This window comes from Flavobacterium rhamnosi, from assembly GCF_048286515.1.
GTDB lineage: Bacteria > Bacteroidota > Bacteroidia > Flavobacteriales > Flavobacteriaceae > Flavobacterium.
In genome coordinates, this window is record NZ_JBLVPS010000016.1 from 1 (window position 1) to 26925 (window position 26925).

Sequence of the window (26925 nt, forward strand, 5' to 3'; positions counted from 1 at the left end):
TCTAAACGCCGCAAATAATATTTTGGAGAAAGGGCAATTTCTCATGGAAGCTAAAGTAGCCTGTTGAGGCAAGCTTTTTCCAAGAATCCTCAACGCTTAAGCTGGAGGAGTTGTCAAGTTTCAATGGGTGCGGATGAAGTCAGATCCGCTACTACATCGTTTTGAAAGGGATTACCAGAGATTCAAAAGTATAAAGGACTGGTATGTGCGAAGCATGGAAGGTGCGGTGTGAAAGAGTGGTGGTGTCCGATTACCTACTCAATTTTTTAAAGTTATTCGAATTTATCATGAAAAATAGTTGCATTTTATTGGTCTTAATTTTATTGGTTTCCTGTCAGAATACTAGTCCTAAGTATGAAGCGGTAAATAAATTATACAAATCAGATATTCTAAAAGTTATAAATGAAGTTTCTCAGTTGGAACATTTAGTTGAATCAGACGCCTCAGCATCGCAACTTCAACAACAATTTTTGGAAGCCCATACCAGTTTCAAACAAGTGGAAATGATTAGTGAATATTATTTTCCTGTTGTTTCTAAGGCTATAAATGGTCCGGCATTGGCAGAATTTGAAGAAAATGATGGGAAGACTTTGTCTCCAGAAGGGTTTCAAGTGATTGAAGAATTTATTTTTCCGGTATACAATCCACAGACCAAAGTGGAGTTGGTAAAAGAAATTGGTATTCTTTCCGCTAATTTGAAGCGCCTGGACAAAGTGTCACAGACGAATGAATTGACAGATTCCCATGTTTTTGACGCCATGCGTTTGGAAGTTTTTAGAATCATAACGTTGGGAATTACCGGATTTGACTCACCAATTGCACAAAATTCCATTCCCGAAGTATTATCAGCATTAGGAAGTGTTGAGAAATACTATAAAATTTATGTTGATAATTCGGAGAGTGAATCTTTTCAAATGGTTTTAAAAACTATTAAAAAAGGAAAAGAGTATTTAAAAAGGAATACAAGGTTTAATGAATTTGACCGAGCTGTTTTTATTCGGGAAGTTGCCAATCCGTTGAGTAAAGGTTTGTTTGAAACACAGGTCAGCTTAAAAATTCCTTTTATAAAAGAAACACGAGGTCTAAAAACTACTGCACAGACACTTTTTGATAAAGCTGCTTTTGACGTTGAGGCATTTTCGGCATTCCCAGATTATACAACGACGCCGGAAAAAATAGAATTGGGTAAATTGTTATTTAATGATCCTGTTTTGTCAGGGGATAATTCACGTTCGTGCGCTTCTTGTCATCATTCAGAAAAGGCATTTACAGATGGATTGGATAAATCTGTTGCATTAGATGGTAAGTCGTTGGTTAAAAGAAATACTCCTACACTTGCGAATATTGCTTTTCAGCGTGCTTACTTTTCAGATTCCAGAGTCAGTTACATAGAGGATCAGGCTGTAGCGGTGATTACCAATAAAAATGAAATGCATGGTTCTTTGTCTAAATCAATTTCATCTTTAAAAAAAGAGGCCTATTATGTTATCAAATTCCAAAAGGCGTTTCCTAGAAGAGAGATTGATGAATTTGCAATAAAAAATGCATTAGCGTCTTACATCAGATCATTAAGTAATTACGATTCAAAATTTGATGAATTTATGCGTGGTAAAGAAAAGTTTAATTTGGACGAAGTCGCCGGATTTAATTTATTTGCCGGAAAAGCGAAATGCGCAACTTGCCATTTTATTCCATTAACAAACGGAACGGTTCCTCCGAGTTTTATGAAGTCGGAAAGTGAGGTGCTTGGGGTTCCTGATAAAAATAATAAACTTGATGCTGATTTAGGTAAATTTGAATTGACGGAAGCTGGAATTCATCGAAATTCTTTTAAAACTCCGACAATAAGGAATGCAGCGATAACGGCACCTTATATGCATAATGGTGTTTTTAAAACGCTGGAAGAGGTTATTGATTTTTATAATGAGGGAGGGGGGAACGGATTGGGATTTAAGTTGCCAAATCAAACTTTGCCCGAGGATAAACTAAATCTGACAAAGTTGGAGAAGAAACAATTGGTTGTTTTTATGAAGACTTTAACTGATAAAAAGTTTTATAAATAAAAAATGCCCTGAAATTCAGGGCATTTTTACTAAGACTATATATTTTATAGTTCAAAACCATAAGCTAAACGAACTCCTACTTGTCCAACACCTTTTCCTATAGAACCATTATTGTTCACTTTTGCAAAGTCAGAATAGTGTTCGTAATGTACTGATACATCAACATATTTTGAAGCATAACCAATACTTGGAGATAATAATAAAGATGTTTTGTTGTAGCCATTAGTTACTGCAAAAGCAGCACCAGCTTCTCCCATTACATAAAATTGATCGTTCCATACGAAAGCTTTAAAACCTGCTTTAGCTGGAATAAAACCTAAATCAGGACCGTCTGCTTTACTTACAAATAAATTACTGAAACCAGTTGTTAAAGTTAAAGAGTATCTTTTTGATAAATCATATTGAACTCTTACATCACCTCCCAGTGCCAATTTGTATGGGTCATTAACTGAGTATCCTGCATTTGCACCAAATCCCAAACGGAATCCTTGATCATAATTTGTTGCTTCTTTTGTTGTTTCTTGTGCTTGTACATTGCTAGCAAACATCATTGCTATTGCGAACACAAATAACATTTTGATTTTTCCTGTCATTTTCATAATTGTAATATTTTTATTAATAATTTTTTTTGGTGTTGTCTTGTTTTTTATTTGATTCAAAACAACGTTACAAATGTATAGCCCGCAATTACTCGAAATGTTATAGAATTAATTGGTTTTGTTATAGAATTCCTTGTTTTATTTAAAAAACGAATAAGAAAATGCCGTTATATTTACAATAGTATCGATGCAATTGAAAGCTTCTAATTATCTTTGCCCAAAAAAAATATCAAAGTGAATTTATCCCAATATACCAAAGAGTTTTCTTATAATATTAAATTAGCGTATCCAGTAATTTTAGGAATGCTCGGTCATACTTTGATTGGTATCGTGGATAACTTTATGGTTGGAAAATTGGGCTCTACAGAGTTGGCGGCGGTTTCCCTAGGTAACAGTTTTATATTCATAGCTTTATCTTTAGGAATCGGTTTTTCGACAGCAATTACGCCATTGACTGCTGAGGCTGATGCTGAAAAAGATGATAAAAAAATCCGTTCTACTTTTCATCATGGATTGCTTTTATGCACGGTTCTTGGAGTTGCATTATTTATTTTGACCGTATTGTCTAAACAAATAATGTACTTGATGCACCAACCCAAGGAAGTGGCTGACATGGCTGCCCCTTATATTGATTGGGTTGCTTTTTCTTTAATACCAGTTATTATATATCAGGGATACAAGCAATTTGCAGATGGTTTAGCCAAAACAAAATATTCGATGTATGCTATATTTATGGCCAATGTAGTGCATGTGTTTTTTAATTATGTACTGATTTACGGAATTTGGATTTTTCCAAAATTGGGAATTTTGGGTGCAGCATTGGGAACAGTGCTGTCAAGAATAATGATGGTAGTTTTTATGCATTACCTTATGAAAAGAAATTCAGCATTGAAAAAATATTTTAGGAATTTTAGTTTTAAAGAAATACGAAAATCAGTTTTAAAAAAAATCATCAATCTTGGGTTGCCCTCAGCGATGCAGATGTTGTTTGAAGTAACTTTGTTTACCGCTGCGATTTGGCTTTCCGGTTCTTTGGGAAAAAACAGCCAGGCAGCCAATCAAATTGCGCTTATCCTGGCATCTTCAACATTTATGGTAGCCATGGGTTTAAGCGTTACAGCAATGATACGAGTGAGCCATACTAAAGGAATGAACGATTATAAATATTTGATTACCGTGGCGAGATCTATTTTTTTGCTAGCCATTGTTCTGGAAACGTTTTTTGCGATAATTTTTGTGATATTCCATAATTTTTTGCCCCATTTGTTTTTGAATATGTCCGATTCGGCTCAAGTTATAGATAACAATGAAATAATAATTATAACTTCAAAGTTACTTTTGATAGCAGCTATTTTTCAAATTTCAGATGGAATTCAAGTAGTTGTTTTGGGTGCGCTACGTGGTTTGCAAGATGTGAAAATACCAATGTATATAACTTTTGTCGCGTACTGGATTATCGGTTTCCCAATTTCGTACTATTTAGGAAAATATACTGAATTGAAAGCGGTGGGTATCTGGATAGGACTTTTGGCAGGATTAACGGCGGCGGCTTTATTTTTGTATATTCGCTTTTCGAGATTGACCAAAAATTTAGTGTTGCAAAACAAAAATAAATAATAGCAAAAAATAAATAATTAATATGGAATTACCAAAATTTTTACTAGGCGATAATACTGACTTTCCCGAAGATATTTTCATCATACACCTTGACTATCCGAGATTCATAATCAATCTTAAAGATGATGAGGTAGAATTTATGGAAGAAGCAGAGGATCTTGACGAAGGGGAACTGAATGCCGAAATGGAAGGGTTAATTGTTCTTGCTAATGAGTTTTATGATCGAGAAATGGAACGTTACGAAAAAGAGTAAGTTTATTTTTTAAAATATTTTTCCAATAATAACTGAGCGGCTGCAAAAGGTGAAATTTCATCATTTTGCACCGCTTTTTTAATTGAATCCAATAATTGCTGAATTTCAGGATGATTGTAAAAATTTAATTTCAACTGCTCATTGATAGTTTCCAGCATCCAATATTGATTTTGCTCGCTTCTCTTTTCATAAAAATAATTATTGTGTTTTGTCAGTTCCAGAAACTCCTCAATTGTTTTCCAAATAGCACTTATTCCTTCATGTGTAATTGCGCTGCAAGTTGAAGCTGTAGGAATCCAACCTGATTTTTTAGCCGGAAAAAGATGCAAAGCCCTGCCAAACTCGACTTTTGCTAAGTTGGCTTTTCTAATGTTGTCCCCATCCGCTTTGTTGATGACAATAGCGTCCGCCATTTCCATAATTCCACGTTTAATTCCCTGTAATTCATCACCGGCACCGGAAATTTTTAATAAAAGAAAAAAATCAACCATGCTATGAACTACTGTTTCGCTTTGTCCAACGCCGACGGTTTCTATAATAATAGTATCAAAACCTGCTGCCTCACAAAGTGTAATGGTTTCGCGGGTTTTTCGAGCCACACCACCCAATGTTTCTCCCGATGCTGAAGGCCGTATAAAGGCATTTTCATCTTTAACTAGTTCTTCCATTCGGGTTTTGTCACCCAAAATACTTCCATGCGAAATCGTGCTGCTTGGATCAACTGCCAGAACAGCTACTTTCTTTCCTAAACCGGTCAAATATTTTCCAAAAGCTTCAATAAAAGTACTTTTTCCAACACCAGGAACTCCTGTTATTCCTATTCTTACTGATTTGTTGGCGTGGGGTAAACATGCATTTATTACTTCATTGGCTTTTGCCAAATGATCTTTATTTGTACTTTCAACCAGTGTAATCGCTCGACTCAACGCCGTTATGTTTCTCGCAAGAATCCCACTGACCAATTCTTGGGATGAATATTGAATTTTTCTGAATTTTTTGATGTTCTCAACAGCAATTGGACTGATAATTTCAGGGGGTGAAATTCCAGGTTTTTCGTGTAAGGTGCTAGGTTGGTTTTTTTTGTTCGGCAAAGCTAGTTTTTTGAATAGTAAAAGTAGTGAAAACAAAAACAGTTTCAAAAAGCGATTGCCTTATGAAACTGTTTTTTGAAAATTACGGATTATAATTAATATGCTGCTGTAAAACGAACTTGATGGTGGTTTGGATTTTCAGCTTCATCAGCAATAACAACTGCTAAATCTTCAACTGACAAAATGCTTCTTTGATTTTCATCAAGAACGGGACTTTCTAATCCGAGACGGTATTTCCCAGTTCTTCCGGTTGTTATCCCTTGGTGCATTTCGAAGGCCGGACTAAAAAAGGCCCAGTCTAAATCTTTTTCTTCTTTGATAATATTCAAATAATCTCTTGCTGCTGTCGCTCCTGCATAATATTCTTTTGGAAAATCAGGGGTGTCCACAGCTTGTAAATTTGGAGCAACAAACAAACTTCCTGCGCCGCCAATGGTAATAAAGCGTTTCACACCTGATTTTTTCACGGCTTCCTGAATAGCTTTTGAACCTTTAATGAAATCGGTGTATAAATTTGGATTAGTCCATCCAGCGTTGAAAGCACTTATTACAACATCATTACCTGCAATGATGGTAGACAGTTTTTCTGTATTATTTATATCTGCTTTTTCCCATTTGATGTTTGCTTTTGCATCATTTTTAGGATTTCTTGCTATAGCAGTAATCTCATGATTACGACTTCCTAATTCATTTAAAATGGTTGAACCTACAAATCCTGTGGCTCCAATAATTGCGATTTTCATAATTGTGTATATTTAAAAGTAATAAAAAATGTTACAGTTTTATTTAAAAAAAAGTTTTAGAATTTATTGGAAAAATCTTCCAATGAAATTCCGCTTAACTGCATACTGATTTCCTGATTAATGTTTTCATATAAATTTTCTAAATTTTTATTTATTTTCTTTCCAACGAGGCAATTTGGATTTGGTTCATTTTTTGAAAAGCCTAGAGTTACCGTGTCAAAAGTCATTTTAAAAATGGCATCCAATGAGATATTTGAGGCTGATTTCAGCAACCTCGTACCGCCATTTTTACCTTCTTTACTCTCTACAATATTGTTTTTCTTTAGGTTTGCTATTTCCTTTCTTACCAAAACGGGATGCAAATTCATACTTCCCGCTATAAATTCAGAAGATAAATATTCATCTGGAAATTTAGAAAGTAGTGTTAGGATATGTATAGTTATTGCAAATTTGCCTGAAATCATACTGTAATAATATATATTACAAATGTATGATTAAAAATTGAATTACCAAGTTTTTTATTTTTTTAACACAATAGAAAATCAAAATGATGATTTCGCTATTTTCAAAATAAATTTTAGTGGTATTTTTGCATTTAATTCTACACTATGAATAACATTATTTTAATCTTCGTTTGTTTATTTCTTGGAATCGTATTGCAAAAGGTAAAGCAGTTTCCATCCAATGCGTACAAAGGATTAAACAATGTGGTTATTTATTTTTGTCTTCCCGCTTTAGCATTATATTATATTCCTAAAATTGAATGGGATAATAAGTTATTATATCCAATTGGTGTAACATGGATTGGCTTTATAGTTTCGTATTTGTTTTTTAGCTTTTTAGGAAATAGATTTGGATGGTCAAAAAAGCTTAAGGGCTGTTTGATTATAACAGCCGGATTGGGAAATACTTCATTTTTGGGTTTTCCAATTATTCAGGCTTTATATGGTGAAGAAGGTTTAAAGACCGCAATTCTTGTAGATCAGCCAGGTACTTTTGTTGTGCTTTCAACCTTAGGGATTCTTGTGGCAACTTTATATTCTGCCGGAAGTCCAAGTGGTTTTTATATTGCAAAAAAAATAATGTTATTTCCGCCATTTATTACTTTTTTGTTGGCGTGTTTAATGAATGTATTCAATTTTGATTTCCATCAATATATTCAGTTTGCTTTACAAAAAACAGGAAGTTTGATGACTCCTTTGGCCATGCTTTCCGTTGGTCTGCAACTACGGTTTGATAAGAAAAGCCAACATTGGAAATTTTTAGGATTGGGACTTTTGTATAAATTAATTTTGACTCCGGCTTTAATTTATTTATTGTATGTTGTAATTTTAAATCAAAATTCAAAATCGATTCAAGTATCGATAATGGAGGCAGCGATGGCTCCAATGATAACCGCTAGTATTTTGGCTACTTCCCATGGTTTAAAACCCAGATTGAGTAGTATGATGATTGGTTTTGGAATACCATTGTCTTTCATAACGTTGGTGTTTTGGTACTTCGTGACACAGTTAATTTAATTTTTGAACTTTTTATTATTAGAATATGAATATTTCCTCAGCGGCAGCAACACAAAGCATCAATGTCCCAATCGTTCAAAAAACAGTTTATTCTGTGTTGTTTTCAATAGCTTTTGCGCATTTGTTAAATGATTTAATGCAATCAGTTATCCCTTCAACTTATCCAATATTAAAAGAAAATTTTAATCTTAGTTTCACTCAAATCGGATTGATAACATTCGTTTTTCAGCTCACAGCCTCTATTTTGCAACCTTTTGTCGGTTTTTATACGGATAAATACCCAAAACCGTATTCTTTAGTAATTGCGATGTTATTTACGATAACGGGATTGGGATTTTTATCGATTTCAACTTCTTTTTGGATGTTACTGGTGTCCGTTGCATTTGTTGGAATTGGTTCTTCTATATTTCATCCGGAAGCTTCACGTGTTGCTTATTTAGGTTCGGGTGGAAAGCGAGGTTTAGCACAATCAATTTTTCAATTAGGAGGAAATACAGGAAGTGCAATTGGTCCTTTGTTGGTAGCATTGGTTGTGGCTCCTTTTGGTCAATCAAATATAGTATGGTTTGTGATAGTGGGAATTTTAGGGATTATTATTTTGTCGCGAATTGCGCTCTGGTACCAAAATCATTTGAATCTACGAGCTGCAAAAAAAATAGCTGCGGATGATAATCTTGTGACATTGTCCAAAAGAAAAATTAAGATAGCAATAGCGGTTTTATTATTGTTGATATTTTCCAAGTTTTTTTACATGGCAAGTATGTCAAGTTATTATACTTTTTATCTGATGGATAAATTTGGATTGACGATACAAGAATCGCAGTTTCATTTGTTTGTTTTTTTAGCTTCAGTAGCTGCAGGAACATTGATCGGTGGGCCTTTAGGAGATCATTTTGGAAGAAAATATATTATCTGGATTTCAATACTCGGAGCAGCGCCATTCACACTATTATTGCCTTACGCCGATTTATTTTGGACAGGGGTATTGGCTGTTATTATTGGAATTGTTATCGCTTCGGCATTTTCAGCAATTTTAGTTTTTGCGCAAGAATTAATGCCGGGAAAAGTAGGAATGATTTCTGGACTATTTTTTGGTTTTGCCTTTGGGATGGGAGGTTTAGGTTCAGCGATTCTGGGTTACGTTGCAGATCAGACTAGTATTGAATACGTTTATAAATTAAGTTCTTTTCTACCGCTGATTGGTGTTCTTACGTATTTCTTGCCTAACATGAAAAAGAAAGTAGCTTAAGTTAATTTGTACTTTTTTTATAATTTTCGTTGTAAGTTCTATTGTTTTTTTATTTAATTTTAAAAGATAAAAATAAAAAACTCATGGCAACACTACGATTAGGCGATATTGCTCCAGATTTTGAAGCAGAAACTACGCAAGGAAAGATAAAATTTCATGAATGGCTAGGGAATTCTTGGGGTGTTTTGTTTTCGCATCCCGCAGATTTTACACCAGTTTGTACCACTGAATTAGGTACAGTGGCGAATTATTATCCTGAATTTGTAAAGAGAAATGTAAAAGTAATCGCACTGAGCGTTGACGGATTAGATTCTCATATGGAGTGGATTAAAGATATTAATGAAACTCAAAATACAACAGTTAACTTCCCAATTATTGCTGATGAAGATAAGCATGTCGCAAAATTGTATGATATGATTCATCCAAATGCGAATGAGAATTTTACGGTTCGTTCGGTTTTTATAATTGGACCTGACAAAAAAATAAAATTAACACTGACTTATCCTGCCTCAACCGGTAGAAATTTTGATGAGTTATTGCGTGTAATTGATAGTTTGCAATTGACTGCAAATTATAGCGTAGCAACGCCGGCAAACTGGAAGGACGGTGAAAAAGTGGTTATTTCAACAGCAGTTAAGGATGAAGATATTGCCGCGAAATTTCCAAAAGGATATGAAAGGGTGAAACCGTATTTAAGAATGACACCGCAGCCAAATAAATAGTTGATTTTTCGAAATTCGGCATAAAAAAGTACGATGGAAATGTTTCATTGTACTTTTTTTGTTTCTATTCAAGTTACTTTTTATTGGTGATTAATAAACCGGTAATAATGATTAACATGCTCGCAATTTGAGTGATTATAATGGGTTGGTCCAGGAAAAAATAAGCCAGGATCCCACTAAAAACGGGGATCAAATAATAGATTACTGCAGTTTTTGAGGTGCCTATCAGGCGAATTGCTTCGTTCCATAAATAATAAGAAACAAGAGAAGCAAAGATACCGACATAGGTAGTAGCCAATACTGTTTTAGAATCAAAAACTATCTTTTTGCAGAAAATATGTTCCCAGATGTAAAAAGGAAATAGCATAATAGTACCAATTACAAAGACACTAAATAAGAATACCTTTGGGAGTAATTCCTCTGGTTTTTTTTGTACTAAAATGGTATAACAAGCAAAAAAGAAACAAGCCACTAGCATTAATAAATCTCCATTTGTAAAGTTGATATTTAGTAATGCTTGCATCGAGCCTTTGAGGATAAGTACCAAAACACCTGTAATTATTATAACTATTCCTGCTATTTTTTTGCTGGAAACACTTTCTTTAAAAATAATTCTGGAGAGGATAACAATGAATAGCGGAATCGAAATTGCTAATAAAGACAAATTCACTGCACTTGTTGTTTTGCCTGCAAAATAAATGAGTGTGTTAAAAATAGTTATGCCTAATACTGCCGTAAGTGTAAGATACGAAATGTGTTTCTTTATTATATTAAAACTTTCAACGGTGCTTTTGATAGCGAATGGAGCAAGGGCGATACAGGCAATGGTCCATCGCCAAAAAGCTAAGCCAATAGGAGGGATATGCCCCTTAATACCGCTGGCTATAACCATGTTTACTGACCAAAGTAAAGTAGCTAGTAAGGCAAAAAACACTCCCTTAGTCTGATTACTCATTTTTGTTAAACGAAATTTTTTATTTTGGCATATTGTAATAGCATAATGGTTTTAGCATCTTTTATTTCTCCAGATTCAATCATGGCATAGGCTTCGTCGTAAGACATTTCCAGTACATCGATATTTTCCTCCTCATGTTCGACTCCGCCACCATCGCTTACTTTCATAGATTCGTTATATTCGCCCACAAAAAGATATAAAATTTCAGTTACCGCTCCGGGTGACATGTACGTTTCCATTACTTTATCAACTTTAGTAATGCGGTAACCCGTTTCTTCCTCAGTTTCGCGAATGATGCATTGCTCGGGATGGTCTTGGTCTAAAAGTCCTGCGCAAACTTCAATCATCATTCCTGATTTGTTTCCGTTAAGATAAGTTGGTAAACGAAATTGACGCGTAAGAATAACTGTTTTCTGCTGGGAGTTATAAAGTAAAATTGCTGCACCGTTTCCGCGATCATAGACCTCTCTTTTTTGGGTAATCCAGGAGTCGTCTTTTTTTTGATAGTCAAAAGTTACTTTGTTTAAGATATACCAATTATCAGAAAGTAATTCGGTTTTTTGGATTTTAATAGCTGGATTTTTCATTCGTTGGGATTGGTTTATAAACTAAAAAAAACGCTCTGAATTTTCAGAGCGTTTCGTAATCTTATTTTAGAATAGTTTGCTTTCTGTCTGGTCCTACAGAAACTATTTTGATAGGAACTTCCACTTCTTTTTCTATAAATTCAATGTATTCTTTCAATTCGCTTGGTAATTCATCGTATGTAGTCATACCGGTTAAATCTTGATGCCACCCTTTGAAATCCTGATAAACTGGAGTTACATTTTCTGGTTCGATGTTGTAAGGGAAATGAGAGATATTTTTACCTTTATAGTTATATTCTGTACATACTTTTAAAGTTTCAAATCCGGAAAGTACATCACCTTTCATCATCATCAATTGCGTTACACCATTTACTTGTACTGCATATTTAAGTGCTACTAAGTCCAACCATCCACAACGTCTTTGTCTTCCTGTAACAGATCCAAATTCATTTCCTACACGAGCCATAGTTGCACCATCTTCATCAAAAAGTTCAGTTGGGAAAGGACCGCTTCCTACGCGAGTTACGTAAGCTTTAAAAATTCCGTACACTTCTTTTATTTTATTAGGAGCAATTCCTAAACCGGTACATGCACCTGCAGCAGTTGTATTTGAGGAGGTTACAAATGGATACGTTCCAAAGTCAACATCCAATAATGAACCTTGAGCACCCTCGCATAATATTGATTTACCTGCTTTTTGCGCTTGGTGTAAATATTCTTCACTATCAATAAAATCTAATTTTTTTAGTTCTTGGATAGCTTCAAAGAATTCTTTTTCTAGTTCTTCTAAGTTGTATTGAATGGCAACATCGTAGAATTTAATCATAGCTTCATGCTTGTCAGCCAAAGCTCTGTAACGATCCGCAAAATCTTCCAATTCGATATCTCCAACTCGAAGACCGTTTCTTCCTGTTTTGTCCATATAAGTTGGACCAATGCCTTTTAATGTTGAACCTATCTTAGCTTTTCCTTTAGAAGCTTCTGAAGCTGCATCTAATAAACGGTGCGTAGGTAAAATTAAATGTGCTTTTCTTGAAATAATTAATTTGCTTTTGATGTCTAAATTAAATTTTTCAAGGCCTTCGATTTCTTTTTGAAAAACAACAGGATCAATAACTACTCCATTTCCAATGATATTTACCGCAGTTTTATGAAAAATACCGGAAGGAATAGTTCTAAGTACATGTTTTATTCCGTCAAATTCCAAAGTATGTCCTGCATTTGGGCCTCCTTGAAAGCGAGCAATAATATCATAATTTGAAGTAAGAACATCAACAATTTTTCCTTTTCCTTCATCTCCCCATTGTAATCCTAGTAATAAATCTACGGTCATTCTATCTGTTATTTGTAGTTAGTTATATTATTCAGAGGACAGCTAATAAGTTGTCCGTATTATTTTTGTTTTTTTATTCCATATAGATATAAGGAATGATTGGTAATTTCTATGTCAAATATTTCTTCGATTGTTTTTTTGATACTTTGAATTCTTGGATCACAAAACTCTATTACCTCGCCTGTATCAGTCATGATAATATGATCGTGCTGTTTGTCAAAGTATGATTTTTCGTAATGTGCCTGATTTTGTCCAAATTGGTGCTTGCGAACTAAAGCGCAGTCCAATAGTAATTCAATAGTGTTATAAAGCGTTGCTCTGCTGACGCGATAGTTTTTGTTTTTCATTTTGATATAAAGGTTTTCTACATCAAAATGTTCTTCACTATCGTAAATTTCCTGAAGGATAGCATAACGCTCAGGAGTTTTTCGATGTCCTTTTTTTTCAAGATACATTGTAAATACATTTTTTACAATTTCTTGGTTTTTGGTGTTATCTGTGGAAATGAGTGTCATATGCTGGCAAAGATAATTTTTTTAGTTTAAAGTTTAAAGTTTCAGGTTTGTTTAGTTTTAAGTTTTTTTAGTTTTAAGCAAGTAAGCTGAAGCCTGAAACAAAAAAACTTGAAATTTTTCTACGTTTTATAAACTCTTGTGACTTTATCTATTCCGTCAATTTTTTTGATATTATTGATCATTTTTTTTAAAATCGTATTGTTTTGAACAATGACCGTCACCTGGCCATGAAATATTCCTGCATCAGTACTCAACGAGATGCTCTGGATATTAACATGCATGTTGTTTGAAATTACTTTAGTTAACTGATTTGTAAGTCCTAAAACATCCATTCCAGTAATATTTATTATCGCCTTGAATTCTTCTTGCGAAGAGTCAATCCATTTGGCGGTCATTATCCGGTAGGCATAGTTGGATTGCATTCCAATAGCGTTTGGACAATCTTTTTTATGCACTTTTATTCCTTCATTGATAGTTACAAATCCAAAAACATCGTCACCCGGAATTGGATTGCAACAAGGGGATAATTTATAATCCAGTTTGTCATGCTCCTTTCCAAAAACAAGTAAATCATAGTTGCTGCTTATTATTGGTTTGTGGATGTCTTCATCTGCTGTACTGCTTGCCGAACGTTTTATTTTATTTTTGAAAAAATTAATAAAAGTGTTGCTTTTTTGAGCAGCATAATCTTTTAGTTGTTGATTTTCAATCGCTCCGATTCCTACTCTGTAAAATAAGTCTAAACTTGTTTTTAATTTGAAAAAGTTGACCAATTCATTAACAACAGATTCGTTCAAGGTTATTTTCAGATGCTTTAACTTTCGAGTAAGCAGCTCTTTTCCTTCTTCACCAATTTTCTTGGTATTTTCGTTTAAAACGTTTTTTATTTTTGTTTTTGCTCTCGAAGTAGTTACATAATCGAGCCAGTTAGAAGTTGGTTTTTGATGTTGCGAGGTGATCACTTCAATTTGATCACCACTTTTTAATTCGAAATTCAAAGGAACTAATTTGCCATTGACACGCGTTCCTCGGGTGCGAATTCCTATTTCGGAGTGTATACTAAAAGCAAAATCAAGTGAAGTTGCCCCTTTAGGCAATGATTTTATTTCTCCTTTTGGTGTAAACACAAAGATTTCCTTAGAATATAAATTCATTTTGAAATCTTCGACAAAATCAACCGCATTGGTTTCTGAACTTTCTAATGCTTCTTTTAGTAAATTCAGCCATACGTCCAATTCGCTTTCCTCAGTAGCCCCATTTTTATATTTGTAATGTGCTGCGTATCCTTTTTCAGCAATTTCATCCATACGCTCACTGCGAACCTGAACCTCTACCCAGCGTCCTTTTGGTCCCATAACAGTGATGTGCAAGGCTTCATAACCAGTAGATTTAGGTGAAGAAATCCAATCTCGTAAGCGACTTGGACTCGGTCTGTAATAATCAGTTACTATGGAATAGATTTTCCAGGCAAGGAATTTTTCTTCGTGCGGGGTTGATTTATATACAATGCGAAGTGCAAACTTATCATAAACTTCATCGAAGCCTACGTTTTGCGCTTTCATTTTTCTGCGAATAGAGTAAATGGATTTTGGACGGCCTTTTATGACATAATCAATTCCTTCCACATCCAATGCTTTTTTTAGTACATCAGAAATGTCTTTTATATAGGCATCCTGCTCTTCTTTGGTCTCTTTTATTTTACTTACAATTTCATTGTAAATAGCAGGTTCCGTATACTTTAATCCCAGATCTTCGAGTTTTGTTTTAATGTTGTATAAACCCAATCGATGTGCTAAGGGAGCATAGATATACAACGTCTCAGATGCAATCTTGGTTTGCTTGTCTTCTTGCATGGAGTCCATCGTTTGCATATTGTGCAAACGATCGGCTAATTTTATAAGAATTACACGAACATCATCATTGAGCGTCAATATCATTTTACGGAAGTTTTCCGCTTGCATGGATACGTTTAAATCCTTTTGTACCATTGAAATCTTTGTCAATCCTTCAACAAGTTGGGCTACTTTAGGATTGAACAGGCGTTCAATATCCTGCACTGTCATGAGGGTGTCCTCAACAACGTCGTGCAATAAAGCAGCAGCAATAGATGTCGCTCCCAAACCTATTTCTGAAGCAACAATTTTTGCCACAGCAATGGGATGGAAGATATAGGCTTCTCCTGATTTTCTTCTTTGATCTTTATGAGCATCTACGGCAACATCAAAAGCTTTACGGATGAGTTTTTTATCTTCATCACTTAGGGTTTGATAACTTATACGTAATAACTCTTTGTATTCTTGAGCAATTGCTTTATTTTCTTTTTCTGTATCTATTTCAATCATAACGGCATGGTTCAATTCCTAAAAATAGAAATTAGTTCGGAGATATGCAAGTAAAAAAGGGTTTCTGAGTATAAAACCCAAAATGGAATAAGTAAGATCGCTATTGGATTCTTTTAAAATCTAAATCCTGAAAATCATATTTCTCATACGTATTTTTTTTTTTTTTTTTTAATCTTGATATAGTTCTTCGTTCTTAAAATAACAAAATCTAGATCGTAAGTTTTTAATATTTCCTTTTTTTTCTATATCGGCAAAAGTGAAATCTTATTAGTACAATCTAAAATCCTCTTTGTCTTTTGGCTTCAAAAATCAAGATCGCAGCCGCAACTGAAACATTCATAGAATCGATTTCACCCCCCATTGGGATAATAATATTTTGGGTCGCTTCTTTTCTCCATTCTTCAGTCAGTCCGGTTGCTTCAGTACCCACAACCAAAGCAGTTGGTGTTGTGTAATCTTGCGTATGATAGGAAGTGGAGTTTTGTAAAGTTGCACAGTAAAAATTAATTTTCCGTTCTTTTAAAAAAGCAATAATTTCAGATGTTGTTCCTGTTGCGATTTGGTTGGTAAACAAACAACCCACGCTGGAACGTACAATGTTTGGATTGTATAAATCGCTTTTAGGATTGGCAATAATCACTGCGTCCAGATTGGCAGCATCGGCAGTACGTAATAAAGCGCCAATGTTCCCTGGTTTTTCGGGTGCTTCTGCAACAAGAATTAATGGGTTTTCAGATAATTCCAAATCGGATAATTGCAACGATTTGGTTTTGGCTACAGCCAAAATACCTTCTGTAGTATCGCGATATGCCAGTTTTTGATACACTTCTTTGTTGATTTCTATCAATTCAGCATTTGTAGCTAATTGTCTGGCTTCGGTTTCCGAACAAATTTCCGGTAAAAACAATAGCGTTTCCATTTCATAGCCGCCTTTTATAGCAATTGAAATTTCACGTTTCCCCTCAATTAAAAAAGTTCCCGATTGTTTGCGTGCTTTCGCTTTTTCCTGCAATTGCACTAGAGATTTTATGTGTGGATTTTGAATCGAAGTGATTTGTTTCAAGACTTTCAACTATTTAATTAATAACTACAAAGATACACAGAGAAAATCCAGTTTTCTAATAGGATTTGAATATTTATTCGGAAGGATTAGATTCATTAATTGTGGGAGTTTGAAGTCGGTTTCACGAGTATTTTCTTTATTTTTGTCACAATCGAAAATTCAAAACGGCAATTCAATGTTTCATTTATTAGACATCATCGGTACAATGGCTTTTGCCATGTCAGGCGCATTGACGGCTATGAGTAAAAAACTCGATCCTTTTGGTGTATTTATCATTGCTTTTGTAACTGCTGTTGGTGGTGGAACATTGCGAGATATTATGATTGGGCGTACGCCCGTGGGGTGGATGCTGGATTTGAAATATGTTTATGTAATCACTATTGGCTTTATTCTGGCCATTATTTTTAGAAAAAAATTCGACAGGTTAAGAACGTCTTTGTTTTTATTCGACACGATTGGACTGGGGGTTTTTACTCTAATTGGTCTTGAAAAAGGAATAAATATTGGTCTTCATCCTATTGTATGTATTGCATTGGGAACTATGACGGCTTGTTTTGGAGGGGTTATACGTGATATTTTGTGCACTGAAATTCCAGTTATTTTCAGAAGGGAAATCTATGCGACGATTTGTATTTTTGGAGGGATTGTCTTTTTTTTGCTTCGGAAGCTGAATTTGGACAATGATATTTTGTACCTAACCACTTCAATTGTTATCATTTCTGTCCGTTTAATGGCCGTGAAATTCAAATGGTATTTACCCACTTTAGAACATAAAAATTGATTACTTTCACAAAGTTTAAAATCGAATAGTGAATAAGTACTTAGTAAGGCAATATCAGAAAAGGGATTATACAAATTGGAATGCCTTTATTGCTCAGGCCAAAAACGCTACCTTTCTATTTCATCGCGATTTTATGGAATACCATAAAGATCGATTCGAGGATTTCTCGTTGATGGTTTTTGAGAATGATAAATTGGTTGCTTTTTTGCCGGCAAATAGAGTTGGAGCGCAAGTTTATTCGCATCAGGGTCTGACGTATGGAGGATTAGTATATTCCAATAAAATAAATGGAGAAAAAGTAGAAGAAATTTTAGGTGCTATTTTATCTTTCTTTAAAAAAAATGAGATACGATCTTTTTATTTTAAATCAATTCCCTTATTCTATACTTCCGGTGGTAATCATGAAGCTGATTTTTTTTTACTTAAAAAAGGAGCTTTTTTGGACAAGAAAGAAATGAATTTGGCCATCAATTTAATGATGCCTTTAACTATTTCTAAAAGTAAATTAAAGCATTTCAGGAAAATTAAGGAACTCGATTTAGTAGTAGTGGAAGAACATCAATTAGAATCTTTTTGGGGATTGGTTTTAGTGCCACGACTATTGGAAAAATATCATGCTAAACCTGTTCATTCACTAGCAGAAATTACAAAATTAAAGGAGAATTTCCCCAATAATATCAAACAGTTCTCAGTGTATTATGAGGACGTGATTATTGCTGGAATTACACTATTTGAAACGGAGAAGGTTGTGAAATCGCAATATGGAGCTACCACTAAAAAAGGGGAGAAGCTGCGTGCATTAGATTTTTTATACATTACTTTAATAGAAAAATACAAGAGAGAAGGAAAGCTTTTTTTTGATATGGGTATCGTTAATGATGATAATGAAAAAGGGTATCATGCAGGGCTTTTGAAACAAAAGGAAGAATTAGGTTGCTCTGTTTATGGTCAGGACTTTTATAAAATGAATCTTATATGATACCATTTCTTGATTTAAAAAAAATAAACGAACCATATGAAACTGCCTTTCAGGAAAAAATGAAAAATGTTTTAGAAAATGGCTGGTATATTTTAGGGAGTGAAGTCCAGGAATTCGAGACTAGCTTTGCCAGCTATTGCGGTGCAAAGCATTGCATTGGGATAGGGAATGGTTTCGACGCTTTAGTTTTGATTTTTAAAGCCTATATACAGTTAGGGAGATTACAAAAAGGAGATGAAGTTGTTGTTCCTGCCAATACCTACATCGCCAGCATTTTGGCTATTCTACAGGCAGATTTAATTCCTGTTTTGGTGGAGCCAAAATTAGAAACCTACACTATCAATCCGGATCTAATTTTAAAAAAAATTACGTCGAAAACTAAAGCAATTTTAGCAGTTCATCTCTACGGACAATTGGCAGAAATGGATGCTATACATGCAATTGCTAATCAAAATAATCTGTTGGTAGTTGAAGATGCAGCACAGTCTCATGGTGCAGTCAAAAATGAAGAATCAAAAACGAAGAATCAACAATCAAGTGTAGCCTACAGTTTTTATCCTGGAAAAAATTTGGGAGCTTTAGGAGATGGTGGTGCTGTTATTACAAATGATTCGGAATTAGCCAAAGTCCTTCAGTCACTTCGGAATTATGGTTCGGAAACCAAATATTATAATGATTACATTGGGGTAAATTCAAGATTAGACGAATTGCAGGCTGCTTTCCTGAATGTAAAATTACCAAATTTAGATGCTGAAAATGAAAAGAGAAGAGTTATAGCCAAACGCTATTTGTCTGAAATAAAAAACGAGAAAATAATTTTACCTAATTGGGATTTTTCTAACAATCATGTTTTTCATTTATTTGTGATTCGAACACAAAACAGAACCAACTTACAAGAATATTTATACCAAAATGGTGTCCAGACCGTCATACATTATCCCATTCCGCCACACAATCAAAAAGCTTTATCATTATGGAACCATTTGTCTTTTCCTATTACGCAAAAAATTCATGATGAAGTATTGAGTTTGCCTATAAGTCCTGTTTTGACAATGGATGAAGTGCATTTTATTATTGCTGTTTTAAATAAATATTAAATAGTGACTGATACTAAAATGGCATATCATCAAATTGTAAAAACGACTTCGCTTTTTGGAGGAGTACAATTTTTAACTATAATAATTTCTGTAGTTCGAACCAAATTGATTGCTGTTTTTATGGGTCCTGAAGGAATGGGGATTGCAGCTTTGTTAAATTCTGCGATTGCTATGATTAGCGGTTTTTCTGGATTAGGAATAGAAACAAGTGCAGTTAAGCATATTTCAGCGGATTATAAAAATGAGAATTTAAATACAGTTTCAATTACAGTGTTAATTGTAAAAAAGTTAGCGGTACTAACCGGAATTGTAGGAGCATTGTTGACAATGGTTTTTTCAAATTGGTTGAGCCTTATCACTTTTGGAAATTCGAATCAGATGTATTCGTTTGTCTTTCTATCCATTACATTATTGTTTAGACAGTTGACAATTGGTGAATTAGTTGTTTTACAAGGATTAAGAAAAATGCGTTTTTTGGCGAAAGCTAATTTATATGGAAATGTATGTGGCCTGCTATTTTCGATTCCGTTGTATTACTATTATGGAATCGACGCAATTGTTCCAACAATAATTGTTGCATCCCTATCGGCATTATTAGTTACTTTTTATTATTCGAATAAAATAAGAATCGAAAAAAAGTGTATAACTCGTAATCAATTAATGAGCGATGGTAAGCGTATTGTCAGGCTTGGAGTTATGCTTACATTAAGTGGTTTATTGACTTTATTGACTACGTATTTAATCCAAATTTATGTTGGAAAACATGGAGGTTTAGAACAAGTTGGATTTTATAATGCAGGTTTTACGTTGTTGAATTCTTATGTTGGAATAATTTTTACCGCAATGAGTACTGATTATTTTCCAAGATTGGCTTCTATATGCGATGAAAACGAAAAAGTCCGAACTAGTGTTATTCAACAATCTTTCATTTCGATATTGATTATAACGCCTATAATAATTCTGTTTTTAACGTTGATTCCGCTTATCGTTACGATTGTGTTTACACCAGAATTTAGTGCTATTATTCCAATGGTTTCTTTCGGGATATTAGCGATGTTATTCAGAGCGGTTTCCTGGTCGATGGGCTATATTTTGATTGCAAAAGGAGATTCAAAAATGTTTCTGAAAACTGCTGTTGGTTTCAATAGTCTGTCTTTATTTTTAAATGTTTTGGCCTATAATTTTTATGGATTGGAAGGACTTGGATTTAGTTTTTTTGTTTATTATTTGATTCATTTTATTGTTTTAAAAATGATTACAAAAAAAAGATATGGTTTTTATTTTGACAGTGATTTTTACCAGATATATCTAATTTGCATAGTGATGTGTATGGTAGCTTTTTTACTTCGATATATTCCGAATCCAATTTTGAAGTATGGTTTGATGTCAATAATGGTTGTGCTCTCTACTGTTTTTGTTTTATTTCAAATGAATAAAAAGATGGATTTAAAAGGATTGTTCAATACTATAATTAGAAAATAAAATGATTGAAATTTTAAAGCATAATTATAGAAAGGCAAAGTCAAGGTGTCAAAAACTTAGATTTTATTATTCCATAAATTGGATAAAAACGCTTTACTTTAATTTTAAAAAATTTCCTTTCAGTGTGGCTAGAAAGCTTCCGGTGTTTTTTTACGGTAACGTAAAATTCGCTTCACTAGCTGGTAAAATCGAAATTATAGGAGCTATTAAAAAAGGAATGATTGGTTTCGGACAACCTTATGAAATGAACACACTTCACAAAGGAATCGCCGAAATTAATATTTTAGGAACTCTGGTCTTTAAGGGTCACGTTCAATTTGGTAAAGATTATTTTATCTACATTGGTGAGAATGGATACTGTGAGTTGGGTCACATGGCTGCTCTAGGTTCCAATGCTAAATTGATTTGTATCGAACGAATTGTTTTTGGGAATTATGCCCGTTTCGGTTCGGAATCTCAAATTATGGACACCAATTTCCACCAAATGATCAATACCAAAAGTGGCGAAAAATTCAAAATGACGGCTCCAATCATAATAGGAAATTACAATTATGCAGGAAGCAGGGTTACAGTATTGCAAAATACTAAAACGCCTGATTTTTGTACGATCGCTTCTAATAGTCTGTGCAATGCAGATTATACTTGTTTCGGTTCGAATATTTTGATAGGAGGTATTCCCGCAAAATTTATAAAAGATTCTATTTCCAGAGATTGGGAAGGAGAGAAGGCGGCATTAGATGATTATTTAATAGTGTAGATTATGAAATCAGCAGCTGGAATCTCAACTTTATTTCCAGAATAATATATTTCAATAATAATGAGTTATTCGAAGTTTTATAGGCAAGAATCATCTCAAAATGAATGCGTTTTAAAATTGATTTGTTTTCTTTTTCTGTTTTATTGAGTTCAATTGCTTTTTTTAGTATTAAATAAGTGGAGTAATTGATTTTTCTGGCTCTGGCATCATTTTTCTTAAAAAAATCTGTTCCTAAAGAATTTTTGACAATCCTTTTCTGCAGTAAGATTTCATCAATAAAATCAAAGTCGTAAATTCGAGAAGAGCGAATCCAAAAATCTAAATCCTCGTAAGCTAACCGCTCGTCATAACCATTTAAATGATCAAATACCGATTTTTTCACCATCGATGAAACGGAACAAATACTGTCTCCGCCAGAAAGAACTGCTTCGTAAATGTTACCCGTTATTCTCTTGGTAATTACTTTTTTAAAATTGTCCACAGGGAAATAATAAGAATCAAATGCACCACTTTCTGTAATCAATTCAACATTTCCATAAACAATTCCAAGATTTTTATAGGTTGTGTTTTTGAAAGTGTTTATTTGCGAAGTAACACAGTTGGGTAATAAAACATCATCGGCAGCCAAGTCAATTATGAATTCTCCTTCTGCTTCTTTCAAGGCTTTATTAAACGATTTTGTACTCCCTAAATTAGTTTCATTTGCAATAAATTGAATTGTTGGAAAATCAAGGAGCCATTTTTCTATTAGTGCTTTTGAATTATCAGTACTGCAATCATCAACAATAATAAGCTTTATAGTAGGATAGTCCTGATTGATGACAGAAAATAAACTCTGCAAGACATATTCTCCCTGATTGTAACACAAGCAAATAATGGTAACCAATGGATTGTGTTGCATATTTTTTTAAAAGACTTATATTTGATACGAAAATAAGAAATCGATAATGATATTGCCTAACAAAAAAATTAAAATTGCTTTAATTGGTTATCGATTAAGTCATGGTGGAGCCGAAAGGGTTATGGCGATATTGTCTCAATTTTTTGAAAAGCAGGGAATAGAGGTTCACAATATTATTGTTCTCGATGAAGTTTCCTATTTGTATTCAGGGAAACTGGTCAATTTAGGCAAGATGAAAAATACTTCTAATGGACTTTTCGATAAATGGAATCGGTTCGTTTTTCTTAAAAAATACCTTGACAAGAATAATTTTGATTTCATTATAGATTTCCGATTCAGGATAAAACCTATTCAGGAAGTATTGATAGCAAAATGGCTTTACAAAACAAAAACTATTTTCACGGTTCATAGTTTTTTGATTGATCATTACATGCCGAATTGGTCTTTTCTTACTCGTTTAATGTATGGATATTGTTACAAAATAGCTACTATTACTGATCAATCTAAAGCACTAATAGAAAACAAACACCATCTTAAAAATGTTGTTCGAATTTATAATCCAATTGATATTGATGCTATTGTATTGGAAAGTACAGCGTTGAATGAACTTCAGTTCAAATATATTATTGGCATAGGCCAAATGGAGACTAACATCAAACAATTTGATAAACTGATTGAGGCATATTCGGAATCGGTTTTGCCCAGCAATACTATTCATTTGGTTTTGTTAGGCGAAGGTGAAAGAAAAGATTTTCTTCAAAATTTAGCCAAACAGAGAAATATAGAAGACAAAGTACATTTTTTGGGGTACCAGAATAATCCATTTAAGTATTTAAAAAAGGCACAATTTTTTGTTTTAAGCAGTTTGAATGAAGGTTTGCCAAATGTTATTTTGGAGTCTTTGGCTTGTCAAACTCCTGTTGTTGCGTTCAATTGCTTATCAGGACCCAGTGAAATGATTCAGCATAGAGAAAATGGATTGCTAGTCGCTAATCAAAATGTTGAAAAACTTTCTGAAGCGATGAATTTATTCGTGGAAGACGAAAATTTATATCGATATTGCAAACAAAATGCGTTACAAAGTGTGCAATCTTTTTCTATTTCAGTTATTGGAAAACAGTGGTTGGATGTAATGCAATTAGGTTAGACTAGAATTATGAGAACAATAAAAGATATACAATTGCTTAAAATTCCCGTTGTAGAAGATACACGTGGGAATTTAGCTTTTATTCAAGAAGATATTTTACCATTTGAATTCAAGCGTGTGTATTATCTTTTTGATGTGCCCAGCAATTCTTTTCGAGGCGGTCATTCTCACATAAATCAGAGTGAAGTGCTAATTGCTTTGAGCGGAAGTTTTGAAGTTGTTTTAAACGACGGAACCGAAAAGAAATCTTTTCTCTTAAACAAACCAAAAACAGGATTGTATATTCCAACAGGTATATGGAGAGAATTAGAAAATTTTTCATCTGGTTCGGTTTGTTTGGTTTTAGCTTCTGATGTTTATAATGAAGACGATTATATCAGGAATTTTGATGAATTTTTGGTATCTAAAAAATGAAGCTTCTTTATGTAGTTCCAAATATAAATAATGAGGGTGGTGTAGCCAGAGTCCTTTCGGTAAAAGCCAATTATCTAGTTGAAAAATTTGGATATGAAGTTCATATTCTGACGCAAAATGAAGGTTTTTCTCCTTTGTTTTATTCTTTTAATTCCAAGATTGTTTTTCATGACATGATCTTGAAAGGGAATGTTTTTCAGTTTTTTTATTCTTTTATAAAAGCCATAAACAGTACAGTTAAAACAATACAGCCCGATGTTGTCAGTGTTTGTGATAATGGCTTGAAAGCCTATTCCATTCCTTTTGTTTTAAAAAATAAAGTTCCTCTTATTCTAGAAATGCACAGTTCTAAGTTTATCGAGGAAAGAGAATCAGGAAATACTATTTTTACAAAAGTTGGCGCTAATTGTATCCATGCTTTAAAAAAAAGAGGAATAAAGAAATACGATCGATTTGTTGTTGAAACATGCGAAAGCATTTCAGAATGGAACATCTATAATACAATCGTAATTCCAAACCCCTTATGGTTTACTTCAGATAAAATCAGTGCATTAGAAAGTAAAAAAATAATTGCTGTTGGACGGCATACTTATGAAAAGGGGTTCGATAGAATGTTACAAATCTGGAAAAAAGTAGTTGCTAAACATTCGGATTGGATATTGGAAATTTATGGAAAATCATCCGAAAATATCGATTTACGATTGTTAGCTGAAAATCTGGATATTTCTAGTAGTGTTGTTTTTTACGAACCGGTTCAAAATATTAACGAAAAATATTTAGAAGCCTCTATTTATCTAATGACTTCTCGATTTGAAGGCTTTGGAATGGTATTAATTGAGGCGATGAGTTCTGGGTTACCTTGTATTGCTTATGATTGTCCGTGTGGACCAAAAGGAGTTTTGTCTCAAAACGAAGACGGATTTTTGATCGAAAATGGCAATGAGTTGGATTATATAAAGGCGGTGGAGACTTTAATTGAAGATCGGGGGATAAGGATTGAAATGGGAAGAAGGGCGAAATTATCTAGCGAAAAATATAATATCGATGCAATTATGAAAAGTTGGAATCAGCTGTTTATTGGAATTAAAAAGAGCTAATTTTTTGATTTAACGAACATAAATATCCAACACGAAACAAATTAAAAACCCACAAATTAGGATTCTTTCCCGTTAAATTTTGTAGTATTGATTTTTCGAAAAAGGCGTACATTTTTGATATGATAAAAGTTGATTTTGTTATCATAAAAAAATGGTACAGCTGAAGCAATCGAATAAACGTAAGGTCTATTTTTTCCCCCTGATATAATAAAATCAAATTTTCTAAGGCCTCTTTGGTCTTGTTTAGGTACACTAAATTGGTGTCAATATCTCCGTGTTCAACAGGATTTTCGATATGATTTACTTTAGCTTGCACTACACTTAACTCATACGAAAGCTGGGTATCATCATGTCCGTATTTTTTTATGTTTCTATCAAATTTTGCTTTGTTGAAACAGTTTTTTTTAATTATCGTATTATTAAAGAGTAAGGAGTTATACAGTTTTTTCTTTCTGTTTTGGGCGGTTTTATCTTCAATGAATAGTCCGTATTTCCAGCGTAATTTTTGATTTTCGGAAGGGCATTTTTCGGGATGCAACCTGCCGCCATAAACAACGTCAAAATCCTTTAAATTAGAAATGTATTTTTTGATGTAATCGTTACGAATGATTATAGAGTCACCATCGATAAAAAGCAAATAGTCATATTTTGCTTGTTCGGCCAGGGAATTTCTGTTTGCGCGATGGGCAATGTTTTGATTTAATGATATAAAACTGCAATTCGATAGCGCATTTACATCCTCATTAAAAACATTTAAATTGGATGCCGATGCATCATCTTGGCATAGAATCTCGAAATTTATGCTGCACTTCATACATTGTTTATGCAGCTCTAAAACGAGAGGGTAAACATTGTAATTGTATATAGGAATAAGTATGGAGAGCATTAAGCCGTTCTTTGAACTACTTCAAAGATTTTGGCATCTTCACATTTCAATGTTTTTGATGGGAATTTCATCAATAGTGCGTAATCATGCGTTGCCATAATGATTGTTTTTCCGTTTGCATTAATTTTTTTTAATACTTCCAATACTTCGGCACTTGTTTGCGGATCAAGGTTTCCGGTAGGTTCGTCAGCAAGAATTAGTTCGGGATCGTTAAGCAAAGCTCTGGCTATTGCCACACGTTGCTGTTCTCCTCCAGAAAGTTGATGTGGCATTTTTTTGCCAAAATCTTTCATTCCGACTTTATTTAAAACTTCATCAATTTTATTTTGCATTTCTACATTGTCTGTCCATCCAGTTGCTTTAAGTACGAACAACATATTATCATTAACAGTACGGTCTGGAAGTAATTTGAAATCCTGAAAAACAATACCAATCTTTCTTCTCAAAAATGGAATGTCATCTTCCTTTATGGTAGCTAAATCAAAATCTACGATGCTTCCTTCTCCCTCTGTCAAAGGTAAATCTCCATACAAGGTTTTCATTAAGCTACTTTTTCCTGAGCCTGTTTTTCCAATGATGTAAAGGAATTCACCGTGTTTTACATCCAAATTTACCTCAGATAAAATAGTTTTTCCTTCTTGATATATGGTAACATTTTTTAAAGACAGTACAGATTGTGACATATTTTGCATTTGTTTATGTGGTAAAAGTAATAAGATAACGGTTCTATTC

At 33.7% G+C, this 26925-nt stretch carries 27 protein-coding genes; 14 read left to right on the top strand and 13 right to left on the bottom strand.

Annotated features, from left to right (window positions below; genetic code table 11):
- Positions 1 to 287: 287 nt before the first annotated feature.
- A complete protein-coding gene (locus ACNQGN_RS12935) occupies positions 288 to 2063 on the top strand; it encodes a cytochrome-c peroxidase (RefSeq protein WP_417988251.1) in 1776 nt (591 codons plus the stop codon).
- Between the two features lie 44 nt (positions 2064 to 2107).
- Here ACNQGN_RS12935 and ACNQGN_RS12940 read toward each other — a convergent pair whose 3' ends face one another.
- Positions 2108 to 2662, bottom strand: a complete 555-nt coding sequence (locus ACNQGN_RS12940) for a hypothetical protein (RefSeq protein WP_417988252.1) — start codon at positions 2660 to 2662, stop codon at positions 2108 to 2110.
- Between the two features lie 234 nt (positions 2663 to 2896).
- Between ACNQGN_RS12940 and ACNQGN_RS12945 the strand changes: the two genes are divergently transcribed.
- The gene (locus tag ACNQGN_RS12945; protein WP_417988253.1) at positions 2897 to 4279 is read left to right on the top strand and encodes an MATE family efflux transporter; all 1383 of its coding nucleotides are present in this window, start codon (positions 2897 to 2899) and stop codon (positions 4277 to 4279) included.
- Positions 4280 to 4301: 22 nt separating this feature from the next.
- A complete protein-coding gene (locus ACNQGN_RS12950) occupies positions 4302 to 4532 on the top strand; it encodes a hypothetical protein (protein WP_039110009.1) in 231 nt (76 codons plus the stop codon).
- A 2-nt stretch (positions 4533 to 4534) separates the two neighbouring features.
- Here the strand turns inward: ACNQGN_RS12950 and meaB are convergent, their stop codons facing one another.
- From meaB to ACNQGN_RS12965, 3 genes are all read right to left on the bottom strand, one after another.
- The gene (gene meaB, locus ACNQGN_RS12955; RefSeq protein ID WP_417988254.1) at positions 4535 to 5623 is read right to left on the bottom strand and encodes a methylmalonyl Co-A mutase-associated GTPase MeaB; all 1089 of its coding nucleotides are present in this window, start codon (positions 5621 to 5623) and stop codon (positions 4535 to 4537) included.
- Between the two features lie 95 nt (positions 5624 to 5718).
- Entirely contained in the window at positions 5719 to 6366 is a 648-nt protein-coding gene (locus ACNQGN_RS12960; protein WP_417988255.1) for an NAD(P)-dependent oxidoreductase, read from the bottom strand.
- A gap of 56 nt (positions 6367 to 6422) precedes the next feature.
- Positions 6423 to 6830 (bottom strand): RrF2 family transcriptional regulator, encoded by a 408-nt coding sequence (locus tag ACNQGN_RS12965; RefSeq protein WP_417988256.1) that lies wholly within the window; start codon positions 6828 to 6830, stop codon positions 6423 to 6425.
- A gap of 144 nt (positions 6831 to 6974) precedes the next feature.
- Between ACNQGN_RS12965 and ACNQGN_RS12970 the strand changes: the two genes are divergently transcribed.
- The 3 genes from ACNQGN_RS12970 to ACNQGN_RS12980 all read left to right on the top strand — a co-directional run bounded on the left by ACNQGN_RS12970 (position 6975) and on the right by ACNQGN_RS12980 (position 9857).
- A complete protein-coding gene (locus tag ACNQGN_RS12970) occupies positions 6975 to 7886 on the top strand; it encodes an AEC family transporter (protein WP_417988257.1) in 912 nt (303 codons plus the stop codon).
- A 25-nt stretch (positions 7887 to 7911) separates the two neighbouring features.
- Complete coding sequence (locus ACNQGN_RS12975; protein ID WP_417988258.1) at positions 7912 to 9135, top strand: MFS transporter; 1224 nt, start codon at positions 7912 to 7914, stop codon at positions 9133 to 9135.
- Between the two features lie 83 nt (positions 9136 to 9218).
- Entirely contained in the window at positions 9219 to 9857 is a 639-nt protein-coding gene (locus ACNQGN_RS12980; RefSeq protein ID WP_417988259.1) for a peroxiredoxin, read from the top strand.
- A gap of 73 nt (positions 9858 to 9930) precedes the next feature.
- Here the strand turns inward: ACNQGN_RS12980 and ACNQGN_RS12985 are convergent, their stop codons facing one another.
- The 6 genes from ACNQGN_RS12985 to ACNQGN_RS13010 form a co-directional block, all read right to left on the bottom strand.
- Positions 9931 to 10812 (bottom strand): DMT family transporter, encoded by an 882-nt coding sequence (locus ACNQGN_RS12985; protein ID WP_417988260.1) that lies wholly within the window; start codon positions 10810 to 10812, stop codon positions 9931 to 9933.
- A 5-nt stretch (positions 10813 to 10817) separates the two neighbouring features.
- Positions 10818 to 11399 (bottom strand): GDP-mannose pyrophosphatase NudK, encoded by a 582-nt coding sequence (nudK, locus tag ACNQGN_RS12990; protein ID WP_417988261.1) that lies wholly within the window; start codon positions 11397 to 11399, stop codon positions 10818 to 10820.
- Between the two features lie 61 nt (positions 11400 to 11460).
- Positions 11461 to 12732, bottom strand: coding sequence for an adenylosuccinate synthase (locus ACNQGN_RS12995; RefSeq protein WP_417988262.1), 1272 nt, complete (start codon positions 12730 to 12732; stop codon positions 11461 to 11463).
- 59 nt (positions 12733 to 12791) lie between these two features.
- On the bottom strand, positions 12792 to 13247 hold the full coding sequence (locus tag ACNQGN_RS13000; protein ID WP_035670620.1) for a Fur family transcriptional regulator: 456 nt from the start codon (positions 13245 to 13247) through the stop codon (positions 12792 to 12794).
- 119 nt (positions 13248 to 13366) lie between these two features.
- Positions 13367 to 15589 (bottom strand): RelA/SpoT family protein, encoded by a 2223-nt coding sequence (locus tag ACNQGN_RS13005; protein WP_417988263.1) that lies wholly within the window; start codon positions 15587 to 15589, stop codon positions 13367 to 13369.
- 277 nt (positions 15590 to 15866) lie between these two features.
- The gene (locus ACNQGN_RS13010) at positions 15867 to 16652 is read right to left on the bottom strand and encodes a TrmH family RNA methyltransferase (protein WP_417988264.1); all 786 of its coding nucleotides are present in this window, start codon (positions 16650 to 16652) and stop codon (positions 15867 to 15869) included.
- Positions 16653 to 16827: 175 nt separating this feature from the next.
- On the opposite strand from ACNQGN_RS13010, the gene ACNQGN_RS13015 reads away from it, so the two are divergent.
- From ACNQGN_RS13015 to ACNQGN_RS13035, 5 genes are all read left to right on the top strand, one after another.
- On the top strand, positions 16828 to 17433 hold the full coding sequence (locus ACNQGN_RS13015) for a trimeric intracellular cation channel family protein (RefSeq protein ID WP_417988265.1): 606 nt from the start codon (positions 16828 to 16830) through the stop codon (positions 17431 to 17433).
- Between the two features lie 28 nt (positions 17434 to 17461).
- The gene (locus tag ACNQGN_RS13020; protein WP_417988266.1) at positions 17462 to 18412 is read left to right on the top strand and encodes a FemAB family protein; all 951 of its coding nucleotides are present in this window, start codon (positions 17462 to 17464) and stop codon (positions 18410 to 18412) included.
- Positions 18409 to 19509 carry a DegT/DnrJ/EryC1/StrS family aminotransferase gene (locus ACNQGN_RS13025; RefSeq protein WP_417988267.1) on the top strand — a complete coding sequence of 367 codons (1101 nt, stop codon included), beginning with the start codon at positions 18409 to 18411 and terminating at the stop codon, positions 19507 to 19509. Before ACNQGN_RS13020 ends, ACNQGN_RS13025 begins: the two co-directional genes overlap by 4 nt.
- Positions 19510 to 19512: 3 nt before the next feature.
- A complete protein-coding gene (locus ACNQGN_RS13030) occupies positions 19513 to 20991 on the top strand; it encodes an oligosaccharide flippase family protein (RefSeq protein ID WP_417988268.1) in 1479 nt (492 codons plus the stop codon).
- A 124-nt stretch (positions 20992 to 21115) separates the two neighbouring features.
- Positions 21116 to 21748 (top strand): LbetaH domain-containing protein, encoded by a 633-nt coding sequence (locus ACNQGN_RS13035; protein WP_417988269.1) that lies wholly within the window; start codon positions 21116 to 21118, stop codon positions 21746 to 21748.
- 1 nt (position 21749) lies between these two features.
- Here ACNQGN_RS13035 and ACNQGN_RS13040 read toward each other — a convergent pair whose 3' ends face one another.
- Complete coding sequence (locus ACNQGN_RS13040; RefSeq protein ID WP_417988270.1) at positions 21750 to 22649, bottom strand: glycosyltransferase family 2 protein; 900 nt, start codon at positions 22647 to 22649, stop codon at positions 21750 to 21752.
- 52 nt (positions 22650 to 22701) lie between these two features.
- Here ACNQGN_RS13040 and ACNQGN_RS13045 point away from each other — a divergent pair, with 52 nt between their 5' ends.
- Genes ACNQGN_RS13045 through ACNQGN_RS13055 form a run of 3 tightly spaced genes read left to right on the top strand, consistent with a single transcriptional unit; the run spans position 22702 to position 25307 of the window.
- On the top strand, positions 22702 to 23796 hold the full coding sequence (locus ACNQGN_RS13045) for a glycosyltransferase (protein WP_417988271.1): 1095 nt from the start codon (positions 22702 to 22704) through the stop codon (positions 23794 to 23796).
- Positions 23797 to 23805: 9 nt separating this feature from the next.
- A complete protein-coding gene (locus tag ACNQGN_RS13050; protein WP_417988272.1) occupies positions 23806 to 24210 on the top strand; it encodes a sugar 3,4-ketoisomerase in 405 nt (134 codons plus the stop codon).
- The gene (locus ACNQGN_RS13055; protein ID WP_417988273.1) at positions 24207 to 25307 is read left to right on the top strand and encodes a glycosyltransferase family 4 protein; all 1101 of its coding nucleotides are present in this window, start codon (positions 24207 to 24209) and stop codon (positions 25305 to 25307) included. Before ACNQGN_RS13050 ends, ACNQGN_RS13055 begins: the two co-directional genes overlap by 4 nt.
- Here the strand turns inward: ACNQGN_RS13055 and ACNQGN_RS13060 are convergent.
- Complete coding sequence (locus ACNQGN_RS13060; protein WP_417988274.1) at positions 25294 to 26193, bottom strand: glycosyltransferase family 2 protein; 900 nt, start codon at positions 26191 to 26193, stop codon at positions 25294 to 25296. The two genes, ACNQGN_RS13055 and ACNQGN_RS13060, sit on opposite strands and share 14 nt — an antisense overlap.
- Positions 26193 to 26876, bottom strand: coding sequence for a cell division ATP-binding protein FtsE (locus ACNQGN_RS13065; protein ID WP_417988275.1), 684 nt, complete (start codon positions 26874 to 26876; stop codon positions 26193 to 26195). The genes ACNQGN_RS13060 and ACNQGN_RS13065 overlap by 1 nt, the downstream gene beginning before the upstream one ends.
- Between the last annotated feature and the right edge of the window lie 49 nt (positions 26877 to 26925).